14 protein-coding genes are annotated in these 16,116 nt (G+C 72.6%); 7 read left to right on the top strand and 7 right to left on the bottom strand.

Going from position 1 to position 16,116, the window contains the following annotated elements:
- Positions 1-76: 76 nt before the first annotated feature.
- Both IEZ08_RS07700 and IEZ08_RS07695 read left to right on the top strand, forming a co-directional pair.
- Positions 77-1,618 (top strand): sigma-70 RNA polymerase sigma factor region 4 domain-containing protein, encoded by a 1,542-nt coding sequence (locus IEZ08_RS07700; protein WP_189241912.1) that lies wholly within the window; start codon positions 77-79, stop codon positions 1,616-1,618.
- A 196-nt stretch (positions 1,619-1,814) separates the two neighbouring features.
- Positions 1,815-2,198 carry an STAS domain-containing protein gene (locus IEZ08_RS07695; protein WP_068926700.1) on the top strand — a complete coding sequence of 128 codons (384 nt, stop codon included), beginning with the start codon at positions 1,815-1,817 and terminating at the stop codon, positions 2,196-2,198.
- A 48-nt stretch (positions 2,199-2,246) separates the two neighbouring features.
- Here the strand turns inward: IEZ08_RS07695 and IEZ08_RS07690 are convergent, their stop codons facing one another.
- The 6 genes from IEZ08_RS07690 to IEZ08_RS07665 all read right to left on the bottom strand — a co-directional run bounded on the left by IEZ08_RS07690 (position 2,247) and on the right by IEZ08_RS07665 (position 9,039).
- On the bottom strand, positions 2,247-3,419 hold the full coding sequence (locus IEZ08_RS07690; protein WP_068926702.1) for a lipid-transfer protein: 1,173 nt from the start codon (positions 3,417-3,419) through the stop codon (positions 2,247-2,249).
- Positions 3,420-3,536: 117 nt separating this feature from the next.
- Positions 3,537-3,947 carry a MaoC/PaaZ C-terminal domain-containing protein gene (locus tag IEZ08_RS07685; protein WP_068926704.1) on the bottom strand — a complete coding sequence of 137 codons (411 nt, stop codon included), beginning with the start codon at positions 3,945-3,947 and terminating at the stop codon, positions 3,537-3,539.
- A complete protein-coding gene (locus IEZ08_RS07680) occupies positions 3,947-5,011 on the bottom strand; it encodes a bifunctional MaoC family dehydratase N-terminal/OB-fold nucleic acid binding domain-containing protein (RefSeq protein ID WP_189241911.1) in 1,065 nt (354 codons plus the stop codon). The genes IEZ08_RS07685 and IEZ08_RS07680 overlap by 1 nt, the downstream gene beginning before the upstream one ends.
- A 52-nt stretch (positions 5,012-5,063) precedes the next feature.
- A complete protein-coding gene (locus IEZ08_RS07675) occupies positions 5,064-6,218 on the bottom strand; it encodes an acyl-CoA dehydrogenase family protein (RefSeq protein WP_068926708.1) in 1,155 nt (384 codons plus the stop codon).
- A complete protein-coding gene (locus IEZ08_RS07670; RefSeq protein ID WP_068926710.1) occupies positions 6,218-7,339 on the bottom strand; it encodes an acyl-CoA dehydrogenase family protein in 1,122 nt (373 codons plus the stop codon). The genes IEZ08_RS07675 and IEZ08_RS07670 overlap by 1 nt, the downstream gene beginning before the upstream one ends.
- Positions 7,339-9,039, bottom strand: a complete 1,701-nt coding sequence (locus IEZ08_RS07665) for an AMP-binding protein (RefSeq protein WP_189241910.1) — start codon at positions 9,037-9,039, stop codon at positions 7,339-7,341. The genes IEZ08_RS07670 and IEZ08_RS07665 overlap by 1 nt, the downstream gene beginning before the upstream one ends.
- Positions 9,040-9,226: 187 nt before the next feature.
- On the opposite strand from IEZ08_RS07665, the gene IEZ08_RS07660 reads away from it, so the two are divergent.
- The 4 genes from IEZ08_RS07660 (at position 9,227) to IEZ08_RS07645 (ending at position 13,173) form a co-directional block, all read left to right on the top strand.
- The gene (locus IEZ08_RS07660; RefSeq protein WP_084780676.1) at positions 9,227-9,934 is read left to right on the top strand and encodes a TetR family transcriptional regulator; all 708 of its coding nucleotides are present in this window, start codon (positions 9,227-9,229) and stop codon (positions 9,932-9,934) included.
- A 92-nt stretch (positions 9,935-10,026) separates the two neighbouring features.
- Positions 10,027-11,184, top strand: coding sequence for a steroid 3-ketoacyl-CoA thiolase (locus IEZ08_RS07655; protein ID WP_068926713.1), 1,158 nt, complete (start codon positions 10,027-10,029; stop codon positions 11,182-11,184).
- A 141-nt stretch (positions 11,185-11,325) separates the two neighbouring features.
- Positions 11,326-12,360 (top strand): MBL fold metallo-hydrolase, encoded by a 1,035-nt coding sequence (locus IEZ08_RS07650; protein WP_189241909.1) that lies wholly within the window; start codon positions 11,326-11,328, stop codon positions 12,358-12,360.
- Between the two features lie 129 nt (positions 12,361-12,489).
- The gene (locus IEZ08_RS07645; protein ID WP_068926717.1) at positions 12,490-13,173 is read left to right on the top strand and encodes a FadR/GntR family transcriptional regulator; all 684 of its coding nucleotides are present in this window, start codon (positions 12,490-12,492) and stop codon (positions 13,171-13,173) included.
- Positions 13,174-13,237: 64 nt separating this feature from the next.
- On the opposite strand, the gene IEZ08_RS07640 is transcribed toward IEZ08_RS07645, so the two are convergent.
- Complete coding sequence (locus tag IEZ08_RS07640) at positions 13,238-14,170, bottom strand: aldo/keto reductase (protein ID WP_229802975.1); 933 nt, start codon at positions 14,168-14,170, stop codon at positions 13,238-13,240.
- 233 nt (positions 14,171-14,403) lie between these two features.
- Here IEZ08_RS07640 and IEZ08_RS07635 point away from each other — a divergent pair, with 233 nt between their 5' ends.
- Positions 14,404-16,053, top strand: coding sequence for a sensor histidine kinase (locus tag IEZ08_RS07635; RefSeq protein WP_189241907.1), 1,650 nt, complete (start codon positions 14,404-14,406; stop codon positions 16,051-16,053).
- Positions 16,054-16,116 lie beyond the last annotated feature (63 nt).

Genomic DNA, 16,116 nt, shown 5'->3' with positions numbered 1-16,116 from the left:
GGACATGAGCCCTCCCATGCCCCATACGCCCCACGCTTCACACCACCCGCCCAACCCCAGAAGAACCGGTCCCGCCGTGACCCCACCGCTTCTCACCCAGCGATCACGCGGCGAGCTGATCGCCGACCTCTACGACCGGTACGCCGCCGGCCTGTTCGCCTACTGCCGGGACCAGCTCGGGGATTCCGGAACCGCAGGCGCCACCGTGGTGGCCGTCCTGACCGCCGTGTCGTCCGTGGAACCCCCGCGCGCCGCCCTCTACGCGCTCGCCCGCCGTGAGTTCGCCCGGCGGGACGTCGTCTACGCCCCGTCCCTCCCCGGCGCCGACCCGGTCACCGCGTTCGTCGACCGGGTCCTGCGCGACCTGCGCCCGCACCAGCGCGAGGTGCTGTTCCTGTCGGGCGTGTGCGAGATGGACACCGTCGAGATGTCCTGGGTGCTCGACGTGGCCGCCGACACCGCCGACGAGCTGACCGTGAGCGCCTGCCGGCGTTTCGCCCAGGCCCTGACCCTGGCCCTGGCCTCGGTCCGCGTCCCGGCCCGCATGGAGGAGGCGTTCGGCGCCCTCTCCGTCGCCCCGATCCGCGACGTGCTCGCCCGCGCGCCCTGGGCCGTCCCGCCCGAGTCCCTGCGCGCCACGGTGCTCGCCTCCTCCGGCGCCGGTACGGCTCCCGCCCCGCGGCCCGCGTCCGCGGTGGGCGCGTCCCTGCCGGTCAGGCCGCTCTGGCCGACCGCTCCCGGGTGGCCGCTGTCGCAGGCCGGGATCGGCACGCCTGCCGGGGGCGATCTCCTCTCCCCGGCGTCCCCGGCGTCCCCGGCGTCCTCGGTGCCCTCCTTCCCGTCTCCGGCCGGGGACGACCTCTTCTCCCCGCCGGACCCGGACGCCGTCTCCGCCCACGAGGCGACCACCGAGCCGATGCCCAAGCTGCGCGGGGCGGTGTTGTCGGCCCTCGACGACGCGGCCCCGCCGCCCCGCCGCCCCCGTCTGCAGCGCCCCCGGCCCCGGGTGGAGATGCCGCTGTCGGCCCCGATCCCGGCGGACATCCTGGAGAGCAATCCGCCCCGGCTGGACTACCCCCCGCTGGAGAACCTGTTCCGCCCGCTCAGCAAGGAGCAGCGGGCGGCCCTGGCCTACACCGACAAGCTGGTCGCCTCGGCCCCGCGCGGGACCGCGGACGGCGAGACGGCCCGCGGGACCGCGGACGAGGCTCAGGGAACCGCCGAGGGCTCCGGGACCGCCGGGAGATCCAAGGCCGTCGAGGAGTGGAGAGCCCTCGTGGGCTGGGGAACCGCCGGGGCTCCCGGGACCGTCGAGGACTCCGGGACCGCCGGGACCGCCGGGACCGCCGGGACCGCCGAGGGCTCCGGGACCGGCGGGACCTCCAGCGGCGGTGCGGCCCCCGAGGACGGCGGGGCTCCCGGGAACGGCGAAGCCGCCGAGAGCCGCCCGATCCCCGGAGACGGAAGGACCCTCCGCAGGGGCAAGCCGGGCCGCAAGCCGGTCAAGGCCAGGCGTGAGGAGCACCACGACTGGATGTGGGAACTGGTCGGCTTCCTCATCTGCGTCGCCATCGCTCTGATCGTCTTCTTCGCCGTCCCGAGCATCTCCATCCCCTGAGGCATGCGACGCCGATCCTTCACACAGGTGGGCGGGCAGGAGACAGTTGGGTATCCGGCCGGGGACAACGGTCCTCGCGCCTTCCGGCCGATTTCCTTGCCCTGTGCGATGATAAACGTGAAAGGCTCTTTGCAATCGGATGACCGCAGAGCGGAGTCATGGCCGCGTCTTCGGACCGCGTAGCAGAGGCGGAGCGATGAGATTGATCGACTACGGCGGAATCGCCACCTTCTCGGCGAGCACGGGACTCAGCGGGGACGTCGTCATCGTGCGGCTGTCGGGTGAGCTCGACATGGCGACGGCCCCCCGTCTCCACGCCCAGATCGCGGAGGCCACGCGTCTCATCTCCCCGCCGCTCCTGGTCATCGACGTCCAGCACCTCGATTTCTGCGACTCCTCGGGACTGAACCTGATGGTGAAGACCCTCCACGAGGTGCAGCGCGAGGGCGGGCGTCTGGTCCTGAGCGGAGTCCACGGCCGGTTCGCCCGGCTCCTGCAGGTCACGAGGCTGGACCGGACGCTCCGCTCGTATCCCGGCGTCGAGGCCGCCGCGGCGGAACTCGGCGGCGCCGGCGGCTAGAGACGCCGCCGGGGCCGTGGGCGCCGCCGGGGTCGTGGGTGCCGCCGGTCAGTCGGCCGACAGGATCAGCCCGCTGGTGGGAACGCCCGTCCCGGCCGTGACGAGGACGTTGTGCACGCCTGCCACCTGGTTGACCGACGTGCCGCGGATCTGGCGTACGGCCTCGGCGATGCCGTTCATACCGTGGATGTACGCCTCGCCGAGCTGCCCGCCGTGCGGGTTCACCGGCAGGCGCCCGTCGATCTCGATGCCGCCGTCGGCCACGTAGTCCCGCGCCTCGCCGCGCCCGCAGAACCCGAGTTCCTCCAGCTGGGTGAGGACGAACGGGGTGAAGTGGTCGTAGAGGATCGCGGTCTGCACGTCCGCGGGCCCGAGCCGGGCCTGCTCCCAGAGCCTCCGGCCGACGACGCCCATCTCCGGCAGACCGGTCATGTCATCACGGTAGTAGCTGGTCATCATCATCTGGCCCGCGCCCGATCCCTGGGCGGCAGCCTTGATCACCGCGGGTGAGCGGCGCAGGTGACGGGCGCGCTCGGCCGAGGTGACCACCAGGGCCACCGCGCCGTCGCTCTCCTGGCAGCAGTCGAGCAGGTGCAGCGGCTCCACGATCCACTTGGATTCCTGGTGCTCCCGAAGCGTGATCGGCCGCCGGTGGAACCAGGCGGCCGGGTTGGTGGCCGCGTGCCGGCGCATGGCCACCGCGACCCTGCCGAAATCCTCCGACGTCACGCCGTAGACGTGCATGTAGCGCCGGGCGAACATGGCGACCCAGGCGGCCGGGGTCATGAGGCCGTACGGCACGTGCCAGCTCATCTCCAGGCCCTGGGACGACGGCTCCCCGCCGATGCGGGCGTCGGGCTGGCCGAACCTGCGCCCGGAGCGCTCGTTGAAGGCCCGGTAGCAGACGACGGTCTCGGCGACCCCGGTGGCCACCGCCATCGCGGCGTGCAGCACCGTGCCGCAGGCCGCGCCGCCGCCGTAGTGGACACGGGAGAAGAACGACAGGTCGCCGATGCCCGCCTCGCGGGCGACGGCGATCTCCTGGTTGGTGTCCTGGGTGTAGGTTACCATCCCGTCCACGTCGGCCGGGGTCAGGCCCGCGTCGTCCAGCGCCGCGAGCACGGCCTCGGCGGCGAGCCGGAGCTCGGACCGGCCGGACTGCTTGGAGAACTCGGTCGCGCCGATGCCGGCGACGGCCGTACGGCCGGAAAGGGAAGACACGTGCTGAACCTCTCGTGGTCGATGAGATGAGTCGCCGATGAGTCGCGGACCGGGCGCGGACGGGCATGGACGGGCATGGACGGGCATGGACGGGCGCGGACAGGGCGTGGACGGACCCTACTCGCCGGGCGGGGAGAAGCGGACGGTGCCGGTGGCGTGGTCGCCGAGGCTGACCTCGCCGCGGACCTCGACGGTGAACTCGCCGTTCTCGTGGCCGACGACGGTTCCGGTGAAGGTCAGGGTGTCGCCCGCGTAGGCGGGGACGCCGAGCCTGACGTTGATCCCGCGGATCAGTGCTCCGGGACCGGCCCAGTCGGTGACGTAGCGCTCGACCAGGCCCATGGTCGTCAGGATGTTGAGGAAGATGTCCTTCGATCCCTGCGCCCTGGCGCCCTCGACGTCGTGGTGGACCGCGGTGAAGTCCATCGTCGCCAGGGCGGTTGAGATGATCATGGTGGGGGTCAGCGGGATGACGAGGTCGGGCAGGACGGTCCCGATCGCGATCTGGTCCTCGGTCAGTGTCCGCATCACGCCTCCCGAGGGGCCCACAGGGGCAGGGTGAGCTCGTCGTCCATCTGGCGGTACGTCACACGCAACGGCATACCGATACCCACTTCCGAAGGAGCGCAGTCCACCACGTTTCCCACGATCCGCACCCCTTCCGGCAGCTGGACCACAGCGACCACGAAAGGCGTCCGGCGTCCCGGGACCGGGGGGTTGTGGTGCACGACGTAGCTGAAGACCTCGCCCTCACCGCTCGCCACGACGTATCCGCGGTCGGTCGAACGGCACGACGGGCACATCGGGCCGGGCGGGTGCCGCAGTTCCCCGCAGCTGCCGCACCGCTGGATGCGGAGCTCTCCCCGGGCGACGCCCTCCCAGAAGAAGGCGGTGTCCCCGTTGATCGCCGGTCTCAGCGGGTACGGCGCGCGCCCCCGGGTGCGGTCCCGCCCGTTCTCCCCGGCACCGTCCTGCGCGTTCTCCCCGGTACGGTCCCGCGTGTCCTCCCTGCCGGCACCGTCCTGCGCGTTCCCGTCCCCGACCGGGCCCTCCGGCTTCCGGGGACGGAACTTCAGCACCCGGAAGAGCATCTCCGCCACGGCCTCGTCGCCGGAGTACCAGGTGACGTTCCAGGTCACGAAGTACCCCTCGCCGAGCGCCGTACGCTTCGGGCCCGCCAGCCCGGTGAGGCGGGTCGCCGGGAACAGCCGCTCGCCGGGCCGGACGTACCGGTGGTAGGTCTGCTCGCAGTTCGTCGCGACCACGCCGGTGTAGCCGCCCTCGTCGTTGAGCATGGCCAGCACGTCGTCGACCGGGGTGGGCCGCTGCCCGGCCTTGCGGTTCACGCCGGGCATGGTCCAGACCTGGATCATCGCCGGGGGCGCAACGATCCCGCCGTGCGGGCTCGCCGCGGCCGCCTCGGGATCGGTGTAGACCGGGTTGGCGTCGCCCATGGCGTCGGTCCAGTGCCGGATCATCGGGAGGTTGACCGGGTCCGCCGCCGCGGGCCCGGGGACCTCACCGGCCGCGATCCGCCGCTCGGCCAGCGCCATGAGCCGCTCGTGGAGGGCGGCGTCGGTGGTCACGGTCATCGGGGCGGCTCCGGCAGGTCGGCGGGTTCGGCGCAGGGGACGGTGTCCGGCCTCATCGCGGCGGCCTCGGCAGGTTCAGGCCGAGCATGGCGATCAGCTCACGCTGCACCTCGTTGACGCCTCCGCCGAAGGTGAGCACGAGCGCGCCCTTGACGCCGTGGTCGAGCCGGTCGAGGAACTCCGCCGTCTCCGGGTCGGCCGGGTCGCCGTAGCGGGCCAGGACGTCGCCGACGATCCGGCCGATCTCCTGCGTGCGCTCCGAGCCGTAGACCTTGGTGGCGGAGGCGTCGGGGGCGCCCAGCCAGCCCAGGCCCATGTTGGCCGCGACCTGCCAGTTGAGCAGCTCGTTGGTGCGGAAGCAGGCGTACACCCGGCCCAGCGCCCGCCGTACCTCGGGCTCCTCGATCAGCCCGGTGTTCCGCGCCCAGCGCAGGAACCGGTCGTAGGTGTGCCCGATGTTGCCCGCCGGGCCGAGCGTGACCCGCTCGTGGTTGAGCTGGTTGACGATCAGGTCCCAGCCCTTGTTCACCTCGCCCACGACCATGTCCACCGGGACGCGCACGTCCGAGTAGTAGGTGGCGTTGGTGTGGTGCCGCCCGTCCATGGTGACGATCGGGGTCCAGGAGAAGCCGGGGTCCGAGCAGTCGGCGATCATCATCGTGATGCCGCGGTGCTTCCTGGCGTCCGGGTCGGTGCGGACGGCCAGCCAGATGTACTGGGCGTAGTGCGCGCCGGAGGTGAAGATCTTCTGGCCGTTCACCACGTAGTGGTCGCCGTCCAGGACCGCCGTGGTGCGCAGGGACGCCAGGTCGGTGCCCGCCTCCGGCTCGGAGTAGCCGATCGCGAAGTGGCACTCCCCGGCGAGGATGCGGGGCAGGAAGGACTCCTTCTGCGCCCGCGTGCCGTACTGCATCAGGGTCGGACCGACGGTCTGCACGGTGATGAGCGGGTACGGAACCTCGGCGCGGGCGATCTCGTTGGCGAAGATCTGCTGCTCCAGCGGGCCGTACCCGCCGCCGCCGTACTCCTTGGGCCAGCCGATCCCGAGCTTGCCGTCGCGGCCGAGCCTGCGGCAGTGCTCCATGTAGGCCTCGCCGAACGGATCATCGGCGATCTTCCTGCGGTCCTCGGCGGTCAGGCAGCCCCGGAAGTACTCGCGCAGCTCGTCGCGGAGCCGTTTCTGCTCGGGGGTCAGGTCGATCAGCATCAGACGAGGGCTCCGATCGTGTCGAGCTGGGCCTGCGCCCCGCCCAGCAGGTGGGCGTGGTGCTTGGCCCAGGCGAAGTAGCGGTGCAGCGGGTAGCTCACGTCCACCCCGATCCCGCCGTGCAGGTGCTGGCAGGTGTAGAGCGCCCGGACCGCGGCGTCGGCGGCGGTGAACGCGGCGACGGCCAGGTCGGCGTCCGCCTCCTGCTCCAGCCCCTCGGCCAGCCGCCAGGCGCCCGACCAGACTGCCACGTCCAGCGCCCGCCCGGCGATGTAGACGTCGGCGATCTGCATGGTCACCGCCTGGAACTCGGCCAGCGCCCGGCCGAACTGCTTTCGGGTCTTGAGGTATCCGGTGGTCAGCGCCAGCGCCCCGGCCAGCACGCCGGAGACTGCGGCGACGGCCCCGGCCGTCGTCAGCCGCCGGAGACCGGCGAACGCCGCGCCGTCGGCGGCGCCGACCGGTTCACCGGGGACGTCCTCAAGGGTGAGCGCGACCCCCGGTTCACCGGTGGACAGCGGCACGGGCGTCGCGGCGGCGGCCCCCGGCGAGATCAGGAACAGCCCGATCCCGTCCCCGGCCCCCGCACCGGTCCCCTCGCCGGTCGTCGCACCGGTCGCGGCGGGGACCAGGATCTTCACCGCCTCGGCCCCGTACGGCACCGCGCCCGTGCGTCCGCTCAGGACCCAGCCCCCGTCCTCCTGCCGGGCCGCGACGGCCGGGACGGCGCCGAGGGCGCGACCGGGCTCGCGCGGCGCCGCGGCCAGGACGATCTCCCCCTCGGCCAGCGGGGCGAGGGCCTCGCGCTGCTCGCGGGAGCCGTACCGGGTGACGGTCAGCGCCGTGACCAGACTCTGCAGCAGGGGCACGGGCGCGACGTGGGCGCCGGCCTCGCGCAGGATCACCGCCATCTCCACCGGCCCGAGCCCCGCGCCGCCCGCCTCCTCCGGCAGGCACGCGCCGAGCAGGCCCGCCTGGGCGAGGGAGCGCCACAGGCCCGCGTCGTACGGCGCGCCGCTCGCCTCGTGCGCCTCGATCCGGGAGGTGGTCGCCTCCCCGGCGAACAGTTCCGCGGCGAGTTTGCGCAGGTCTTCCTGTGTCTCGTCAAGGTTGAAGTCCACTAGCGCTCCAGAAGGTGCTCTCGCCCGTGCCGGGCGAATTCCTGCTCGATCTCCGTGACGTCCTGCGGGGTCAGCCGCCGCCAGCCCGGTTCACGGGGCGGGCGCCACCACACGGGGTCGCCGGTCCGCCACGCCTCCGCGGCGAGCAGCCGCTTGATGATCTTGTTGGACGGGGTCTGCGGCAGCTCCGCGGCGGTGCGGACGTAGCGGGGCACGGCCTTGGCCCCGATCTCCGGACGTCCGGCCAGGAAGTCCGCGAAGGCGCCGGGGTCGAAGGGGCCCTCCATGACGAGGGCGGCCATGACCTGGTCCCCCGCCGCGGCGTCGGGAACCGGGTAGACGGCCGCCTCGACGACGCCGGGGAACTCGCGGACGACCGCCTCGATCGGGGCGACCGCGAGGTTCTCCCCGTCGACGCGGAGCCGTTCGGTGCCGCGCCCGGCGAAGAACACGTAGCCCTTCTCGTCGGCGTAGGCCATGTCCCCGGACCAGAACTCGCCGTCGCGGACACGCTCGCGATCGGCCTCGGGGTCGTTGTAGTAGCCGTCGAACAGGCCCAGTCCGCCGGTGTTGACCAGTTCCCCGATCGCCTCGTCCGCGTTGAGCAACCGGCCGTTCTCGATGATCGCCGGGGGGCACCTCCGGCCCGCCGGGTCGCGGATCTCGACGCCCTCGGGGAGCCGGCCCAGGCTGCCGGGCGGGCCGGACGGGTCGGGGGTGATCGCGATCGCGGTCTCGGTGGACCCGAAGGCGTCGATGACGTGGCACCCGAAGCGCTCGCCGAAGCGGCGGACGGCGGTGGCGCTCCCCTCGTTCCCGAAGGCGATCTTCAGGGGGTTGTCCCGGTCGTCCGGGGACTCCGGGGTGGCCAGGACGTAGGAGAGGGCCTTGCCGACGTAGTGCAGATAGGTCACGCCGTACCGTCTGACGTCGGCCATGAGACCCGAGGCGGAGAACTTCCGGCGCAGCGCCAGGGCGGCCCCGGAGGCCAGGGCGGGAGCGTAGGCCGCCATGATCGCTCCCGAGTGGAACAGCGGCATCGCGCAGTAGACGACGTCCTGCGGCGAGAGCAGCGCCCCCAGGCTCACCCCCGGCACCGCTATCTTCCGCTGCGTCACGCGCACCGCCCGGGGCCGTCCCGAGGTTCCCGAGGTGAAGATCAGCATCACCAGCCCGTCCGGCCCCGGGGGCGACGACGAGGAGGAGAGGGGCGCCGCGCGGGCCGTTCCGGGAGGGCCCTGACGCAGGGCGGTCACCTGGGCGGCGAGGTCGGCGTAGGCGGGATCGTGGAGGATCGGGCCGACGTCGGCGGCGTCGGCGTCCCCGGCCAGCTCGGCGGGGCCCCGGGTCGGGTTGAGGGCGACGACCACGTGGCCGGACAGAGCCGCGCCGCCCAGCAGGAACAGCATCTCCGGAACGTTGTCGAACAGGACGCCCACATGCAGGGGCCGCCTCCGGGCGCCCGTCTCCCGCGTCCGGTCCGGCTCTCGCGTCCGGCCCGTCTCCCGCGTCCGGTCCGGCTCCCGCGTCCGGCCCGGTTCCCTCGCCCGCCCGTCCATCCAGGCGGCGCGGGCCCGGCACTCCGCGACGTACTCCCGCCAGCTCCAGGCCCGGTCCTCGAAGAGCAGGCCGGGCCGGTCGTCTCCGGCACGTCGTTCCAGCAGCTCCGCCAGTGTTCCTCCGGCAGCTTCCCCTGACATCGCGCCTCCCGGGAGGGTGCTCAGGCAGCCGCTCGAAAAGTAGAACAGATTCTATTAATTGTCCAGAGGTCATCCATAACGGGGATTCACAACATTCGCTTATAGGACATAAGCCGTGTAAGCCCTGGCATCTTTGTGACTGGCCGGTAACCAGCCGGAGTACGCAGAAGTCAGATAACGTGTTCTTATGCGCACTCCGCATGCGACCGCGGCGCCCACCTCGCGCGCCACCGGCACCTCCGCACCGAGCACCGCCGGACCGTCCACGAGCAAGGGGGCCCCCGGCGTGGCCAGCGAACCGGCGTCCACCGGCGTCCGCACGAGAAGCCAGCACCAGCGGCGCAAGCGGATCGTGCAGGCCGCCGCCGCCCTCGCCTCGCGCGGCGGCGTCGAGGCCATGCAGATGCGCACCGTCGCCGAGCGCGCGGGCGTCGCGCTCGGCACGCTCTACCGCTACTTCCCCTCCAAGATGGACCTGGTCGTCGCCGTCGTCGGCGAGGAGATCGACCTGCTGGAGAACAGCATCGAGCGCCGCCCGCCCAGCGCCGCCACACCGCCCGGCCGCGCCGTCGACGTCCTCATGCGCGCCACCCGGGGCCTCATGCGCGAGCCCGAGCTGGCCGACGCGCTCATCCGCTCGCTGATCATGGCCGAGGTGGACACCCCCTTCGGCGACCGCATGGCGGGCCTGCTGCTCCGGGTCGCCGGGAACGGGCTCACCGCGGAGACGGCCACCGAGGAGCAGTTCGCCCTCGCCAGCTCGCTCGCGAGCGTATGGGTGCACGAACTGCTGGAGATGTTGCGCGGGCGCCGCACCCACGAACAGATCCAGCGTCGCGTCGAGATCGCCGCCACCCGCCTGCTCGCCGATTTCCCGGTCACGCCTTCCGCGTGAAACTAGAACTCGTTACAGTCGCATGCGAGGCGACTGGAGCGTTGTTCTGGAGCCGGGTACGGGTTCCGGGCCGTCAGACGAGGAGATCTCGGATGGGTGCAGTGATCGTCGAGGCCGTACGCACTCCGATCGGCAAGCGGAACGGCCACCTGGCCGGCCTGAAACCGCAGGCGGTGCTCGCCGCCGCGCTGAAGGGACTGGTGGACCGGGCCGGGATCGACCCGGCCGCCGTCGAGCAGGTCTTCACCGGGTGCGTGACCCAGGCGGGCGAGCAGGGCGGCCACGTCGGGCGCTACGCGTGGCTCTACGCGGGCCTGCCGTACCAGACGGGCGTGACCACCGTCGACGCGCAGTGCGGCTCCTCCCAGCAGGCCGTGCACCTGACCGCGGCCCTCATCCAGGCGGGCGTCATCGAGGTCGGCGTCGCCTGCGGCGTGGAGGTGATGAGCCGGGCGCCGCTCGGCAGCAACGTGCTGCCCGCCAGTCCCCGTCCTGACGACTGGTCCATCGACATGCCCGACCAGTTCACCGCCGCCGAGCGGATCGCGCGGCGGCGCGGACTGACCCGCGAGCGGCTCGACTGGTTCGGCGCCCGGTCCCAGCGGCTGGCCGCCAAGGCGTGGGCCGACGGGCGCTACGACCGGGAGGTCGTCAAGGTGACCGCGCCGGTCCTCGGCGAGGACGGGCAGCCCACCGGCGAGAGCCGTACGGTCGGCCGGGACCAGGGGCTGCGCGAGACCACGGTGGAGGGACTGTCCGCGCTCCGGCCGGTGCTCGGCGAGAACGGCCTGCACACCGCGGGCACCTCCTCGCAGATCTCCGACGGCGCCGCGGCGGTGCTGCTGATGAGCGAGGAGGCCGCCGCCCGGCACGGCCTGCGTCCCCGCGCCAGGATCCTCGCCCAGGCGCTGGTCGGCGCCGAGCCGTACTACCACCTGGACGGCCCAGTGGACGCCACCGCCAGGGTGCTGGCCGCGGCCGGCATGACCGTCGGCGACATCGATCGCTTCGAGGTGAACGAGGCGTTCGCCTCGGTCGTCCTGTCCTGGGCGTCGGTGCACGAGCCGGACATGGACCGGGTCAACGTCAACGGCGGGGCCATCGCGATCGGCCACCCCGTCGGCGCCACCGGCTCCCGGCTGGTCACCAGCGCCCTGCACGAGCTGGAGCGGTCGGACTCCTCGACCGCGCTGGTGTCGATGTGCGCGGGCGGCGCCCTGGCCACCGCCACCATCCTCGAACGCCTCTGACGGCCCCCCGGGAGGAACGCCTCTGACGGCCCCCGGGAGCCGGGGACGGCTTTTCCCCGTCGCCGCCGGGAGCGCCCCGGGGTTACCGTGGGAACCCTCGCGGGACCGCCCGAGCGACCATCAGAACCGGGAGCATCCGTATTGAAGACCCGCCGCAGGCCGTACAGCGAGCAGCGCCCGACCGACCTCGGCGGTGGCGTCTGGAGCGTTCCGGTGCCGATCCCGGGCAACCCGCTCGGATACACGCTCGTCTACGCGATCGAGTCCCCCCGCGGGCCGGTCCTCGTCGACGCGGGCTGGAACCACCCCGACGCCTGGCTGGCGCTCCGGGACGGCCTCGGCTCGGCCGGCATGGACGTGCGCGACGTCCGGGGCGTGGTGGTCACCCACTTCCATCCGGACCACGCCGGGCTCGCCGGGCAGGTCCGGGAGGAGTCCGGGGCGTGGATCGCCATGCACGAGGCCGACGCCGCCCTGGTCGGGCTCATGAACGAGCTCCAGGACCGGGAGCACCGCAGCTTCCACGCCGACATGCTCAAGCGCGCGGGGGCCGACGCGGTCGAGGTCGAGGAGGTGACCGCGCATCGGCCCCGGCCGCCCGCCCCGCCCGACCGGGAGCTGCGTGACGGGGACCTGGTCGATCTTCCGGGACGGGAGCTCCGGGTGATCTGGACGCCGGGGCACACCCCGGGCCACGTCTGCCTCCACCTGCGGGACGCCGACCGGCTCTTCACCGGGGACCACGTGCTGCCGGGGATCACCCCGCACGTCGGCGTCTACCCCTACGACCGCGTCGACGTCGACCCGCTCGGCGACTTCCTGCTCTCCCTGGAGAAGGTGGCGGAGCTGGGCGCGCTGGAGACCCTGCCCGCGCACGAATGGACCTTCCCGGGCTCGGCGGAGCGGGCGATGGAGATCCACGCGCACCACGAGGAGAAGCTGCTGTCCCTCGCCGCCCTGCTGGCGGAGGAGCGTGAACCGCTCACCATCTGGGAGATCGCCGGACGGATGACCTGGAACCGCCCGTGGGCGGACCTGTCCCCGCAGATGCGCGGCATGGCCGCCGGGGAGGCGGCCGCGCACCTGCGGACGCTGGAGGTCCGCGGAGTGATCAGCCGTACGGCGGGTTCGGACCCCGTCCGGTTCGCCCTTCGCCCTGAGTCCCTGAGTCCCTGAGTCGGGCCCCTGGGCCCCTGAGCTGCCCTTCCGCCTCCCCGGACCGGCCCCTTCCGGGCGGCTCCGACCTCTCGCGGCTCGCCATACACTCCAGGACATCGGATGTCTGAATCCCCGGGAAGGTGAAGCGTGGCGGTCACCGACGCCGCTATCGACAAGATCAAGCAGATGATCCTCTCGGGCGAGCTCGCGCCGGGCAGCAGACTCCCGAAGGAGGCGGACCTCGCCGGACGGCTGGGCCTGTCCCGCAACTCCCTGCGCGAGGCCGTGCGCGCCCTGGCGTTGATCAACGTGCTGGACGTGCGTCAGGGCGACGGCACCTACGTGACCAGCCTGAAGCCGGATCTGCTGCTGGACGCCATGGCGTTCGTGACCGACTTCCACCGGGACGACACCGTGCTCCAGTTCTTCCAGGTCCGCCGGATCCTGGAGCCCGAGGCCACCGCCCTGGCCGCGACGGAGATGACCGGCTCGGGGATCGCCGAGCTGCGCGAGATCCTCGGATCACTGCCCGAGGATCCGAGCGTGGAACAGCTCGTCGACAACGACCTGCGTTTCCACCGGCGCATCGCCGAGGGGTCGGGGAACGCGGTGCTCTGCTCCCTGCTGGCGAGCGTGTCCGGCCCGACCACCCGCGCCCGCATCTGGCGGGGCCTCATCCGGGAGAACCCCGTGGACAGGACACGCGAGCAGCACGCCGCGATCTGCGAGGCGATCGCCTCCCGCCGCCCCGAAGTCGCCCGCGCCTGGGCGACCGTGCACATCGCCGACGCCGAGGAGCGGCTGCGCAGGGCCCTGTCCGGCGAGGGCTGACCGGGGCTGGGACGAGGACCCGCCGGAGCCGGTCCGGGCGGACGGGGACGGGAAGGCCAGGAGGTCAGGAGATCAGGCCCTCGGCGGCGAGGTCGGACCAGAGTTCCCCGGGGACCGGACGGGCGGCCAGGGCGGCGTTGCGGGTGACCTCGGCCGCGGAGCGGGCCCCGGCGACCACGGAGGCGACCGCCGGATGACGCAGCGGGAAGGCCAGGGCGGCCTGGGGCAGGGTGACGCCGTGGCGCTCGCAGACGGCGGCGATCTCGCGGGCGCGGGCCAGCAGGGAGCCGGGAGCGGGCGCGTAGTCGTAGGTGCCGGACGGCTCGTGGGTGGCCAGTAGCCCGCTGTTGAACACCCCGGCGGCCAGCACGCGGACGCCGCGCTCCCGGCAGAGCGGGAGCAGCTCGCGCGCCCCCGACTGGTCGAGCAGGGTGTGGCGGCCGGCGAGCATGACCACGTCCAGGTCGGTCTCGCGGACGAAGCGGGCCAGCATCTCCCACTGGTTCATACCCGCCCCGATCGCCGTGACGACGCCCTGCGCCCGCAGTTCCGCCAGGGCCGGGTACGCCTCGGAGACCGCCTGTTCCCAGTGGTCGTCCGGGTCATGGATCAGCGCGATGTCGACCCGGTCGAGGCCGAGCCGTTCCAGGCTCTCCTCCAGCGACCGCCGCACCCCCTCGCGCGAGTAGTCCCGCACCCGCCGCAGATCCGCGGGGACGTCGAAGCCCTCGTCGTCCCTTGCGGCGGAACCCCGGGTGGACGGCACGAGCAGGCGGCCGACCTTGGTGGAGAGCGTGTAGGAGTCGCGGGGGCGGCCGGCCAGGGCGGCGCCCAGCCGCCGCTCCGAAAGGCCGAGCCCGTAGTGGGGCGCGGTGTCGAACAGCCGGATCCCGGCGTCGTAGGCGGCGTCCACCGCCGCCCGCGCCGTCGCGTCGTCCACGGCGGTGAACAGGTTGCCGATCGGGGCGGCGCCGAAGCCGTACCTGCTGAGGTCCACCGCATGCTCCTCGGATGCTCTCAGCCGGGGCACCGGCCGTTCGCGGTCTCGCTGAGGGGAGGTTTCCCGTCTTCCTCGGGCCGATGCCTGATCGCTGAGAGCGCTTAGTACCTTTGAGTGACGTGTTGTCATTCGATGCTCACTCACCGTTGACTCTCGCCTGCCGAGGCGAGCCAGTCGCCGGGTCCGCTGAGCAGCAGGACAGTATCAGGGCGGGAAAGAGCCGGGGGGTCGTGGTCGAGGCCGACAGTGAGAGCAGGCTGGGCGGCCGGTGGACCGTGTTCCTCAGCCCGGTGGTGTGGTTGCTGCTGATGGCGCTCGCGGCGGGGACGTGGGTGTGGGCCGGCTCGTTCCTGCGGACCGTCGAGAAGGAGGGAATGGTTCAGCGCACCCAGGTGGCGGCCGACTTCATCCGGTCCTACATGACCGGTATCGCGACCCGGCAGCGGCAGGACGCCAGCAAGTCCCTGGCCGACCGGACCGTCGGCGCCGGCCGGCTGGAGATGTTCGGAGCCGGGCTCGGCTACACCTCCATGATCGTGCTCGATCACCGGGGGCGCGCCCTGGCCATCTGGCCGCCGCGGCCCGAGCTGATCGGCCAGGACCTGACCGGCAGCCAGCCGCACGTCCGGCTGGCCCTGCAGGAGGACCGGATGGTCGTCTCCAACGTGTTCACCTCGGCGGTGGTGCCCAATCAGTCCCTCATCGCGATCGCCGTACCGTTCTCCACCCCGCACGGGCAGCGGATCTTCTCCGGCGGGTTCATCGTGGCTGAAAGCCCGCTGGGCAACTACCTGCGCGAGGCCATCGCCCCGCCCGGCGGCTACGCCTACCTGATCGACCGGTTCGGCGACGTCGTGGCCACCACCAGGAACCCGGGAGCGCAGGTCATCTCGCTGTCCCGGTTCGCCCCGCAGCTGGCCGCGGCGCTGCGACGGGGGCCGGAGGGCGACTACCACCGGGCGGGCCAGGACTGGCATTACACCTCCGCCCAGGTCTGGCCGGACAGCTGGCGGCTGGTGGTCGTGGCCCCGCACCGCAGGCTGTACGCCGAACCCGACGAGGAACACCGGCGTTTCGGAATCGTCCTGCTGGTCTCCGGGCTGTGCGGCCTGGCGGCCGCCGCGACGATCACCTACATCGCGCACCGGCGCTGGCAGGGACAGCAGCAGCTGCTGCGGCAGGACGCCAGGCTGCGCGCCTTCCATGCCGAGCTGGAGCTGTTCGCCGCCAGCATCTCCCACGACCTGCGCACCCCGCTGACCGCGATGAGCACATCCGCCGAGGTCCTGTCCGAGCACTACCCCGGCCAGATGTCCACCGAGGAGGCGCTCGTGTTCGTGCAGAAGATCCGGTCCAGCGCGGCCCGGATGGGCGATCTCATCACCGCGCTGCTGGCCTTCTCCCAGCTGCAACGCGATCAGATCGACCTGCAGCGCGTGGATCTGGCCGCGCTCACCGACCAGGTGTGGGAGGGGCTGGCCAAGCACCGGGACGAGCGCGACATCCGCTTCGAGCGCGCCGACCTGCCGCCCTGCCGGGGCGACTCCGAGCTGCTGCGGCAGGCGCTGGCCACCCTGCTGGACAACGCCATCGAATCCACCCGCGACCGGCCGACCGCCCGCATCGAGGTCGGCTACCAGGCCGGACCGGAGGGCTTCGTCACCTACCGGATCCACGACGACGGCACCGGGCTCGACGCCGACCAGCTGAAGGAGGTGTTCACCCCCTTCCAGCGGCTGCGCCGCACCGGCACCTACCAGAGCGTCGGCATGGGTCTGAGCCTGGTGCAGCGCATCGTCACCCGGCACCGCGGCCGCATCTGGGTCGAGTCCTCCCCCGAAGGGGGCACCACCTTCTTCTTCACCCTGCCCACCGCGTGAGGTCGCCGCCGTCGAGCCCGCGCGACAGCCACGACCGTCCTCGCCGCAACTCGCATGTGCGCT

Origin of the sequence: Planobispora rosea (assembly GCF_014648175.1) — a bacterium.
Classification (GTDB): Bacteria; Actinomycetota; Actinomycetes; order Streptosporangiales; family Streptosporangiaceae; genus Planobispora; species Planobispora rosea.
Note: the sequence above shows the minus strand (reverse complement) of the source record. Positions and strands in the feature narration are given on the sequence as shown.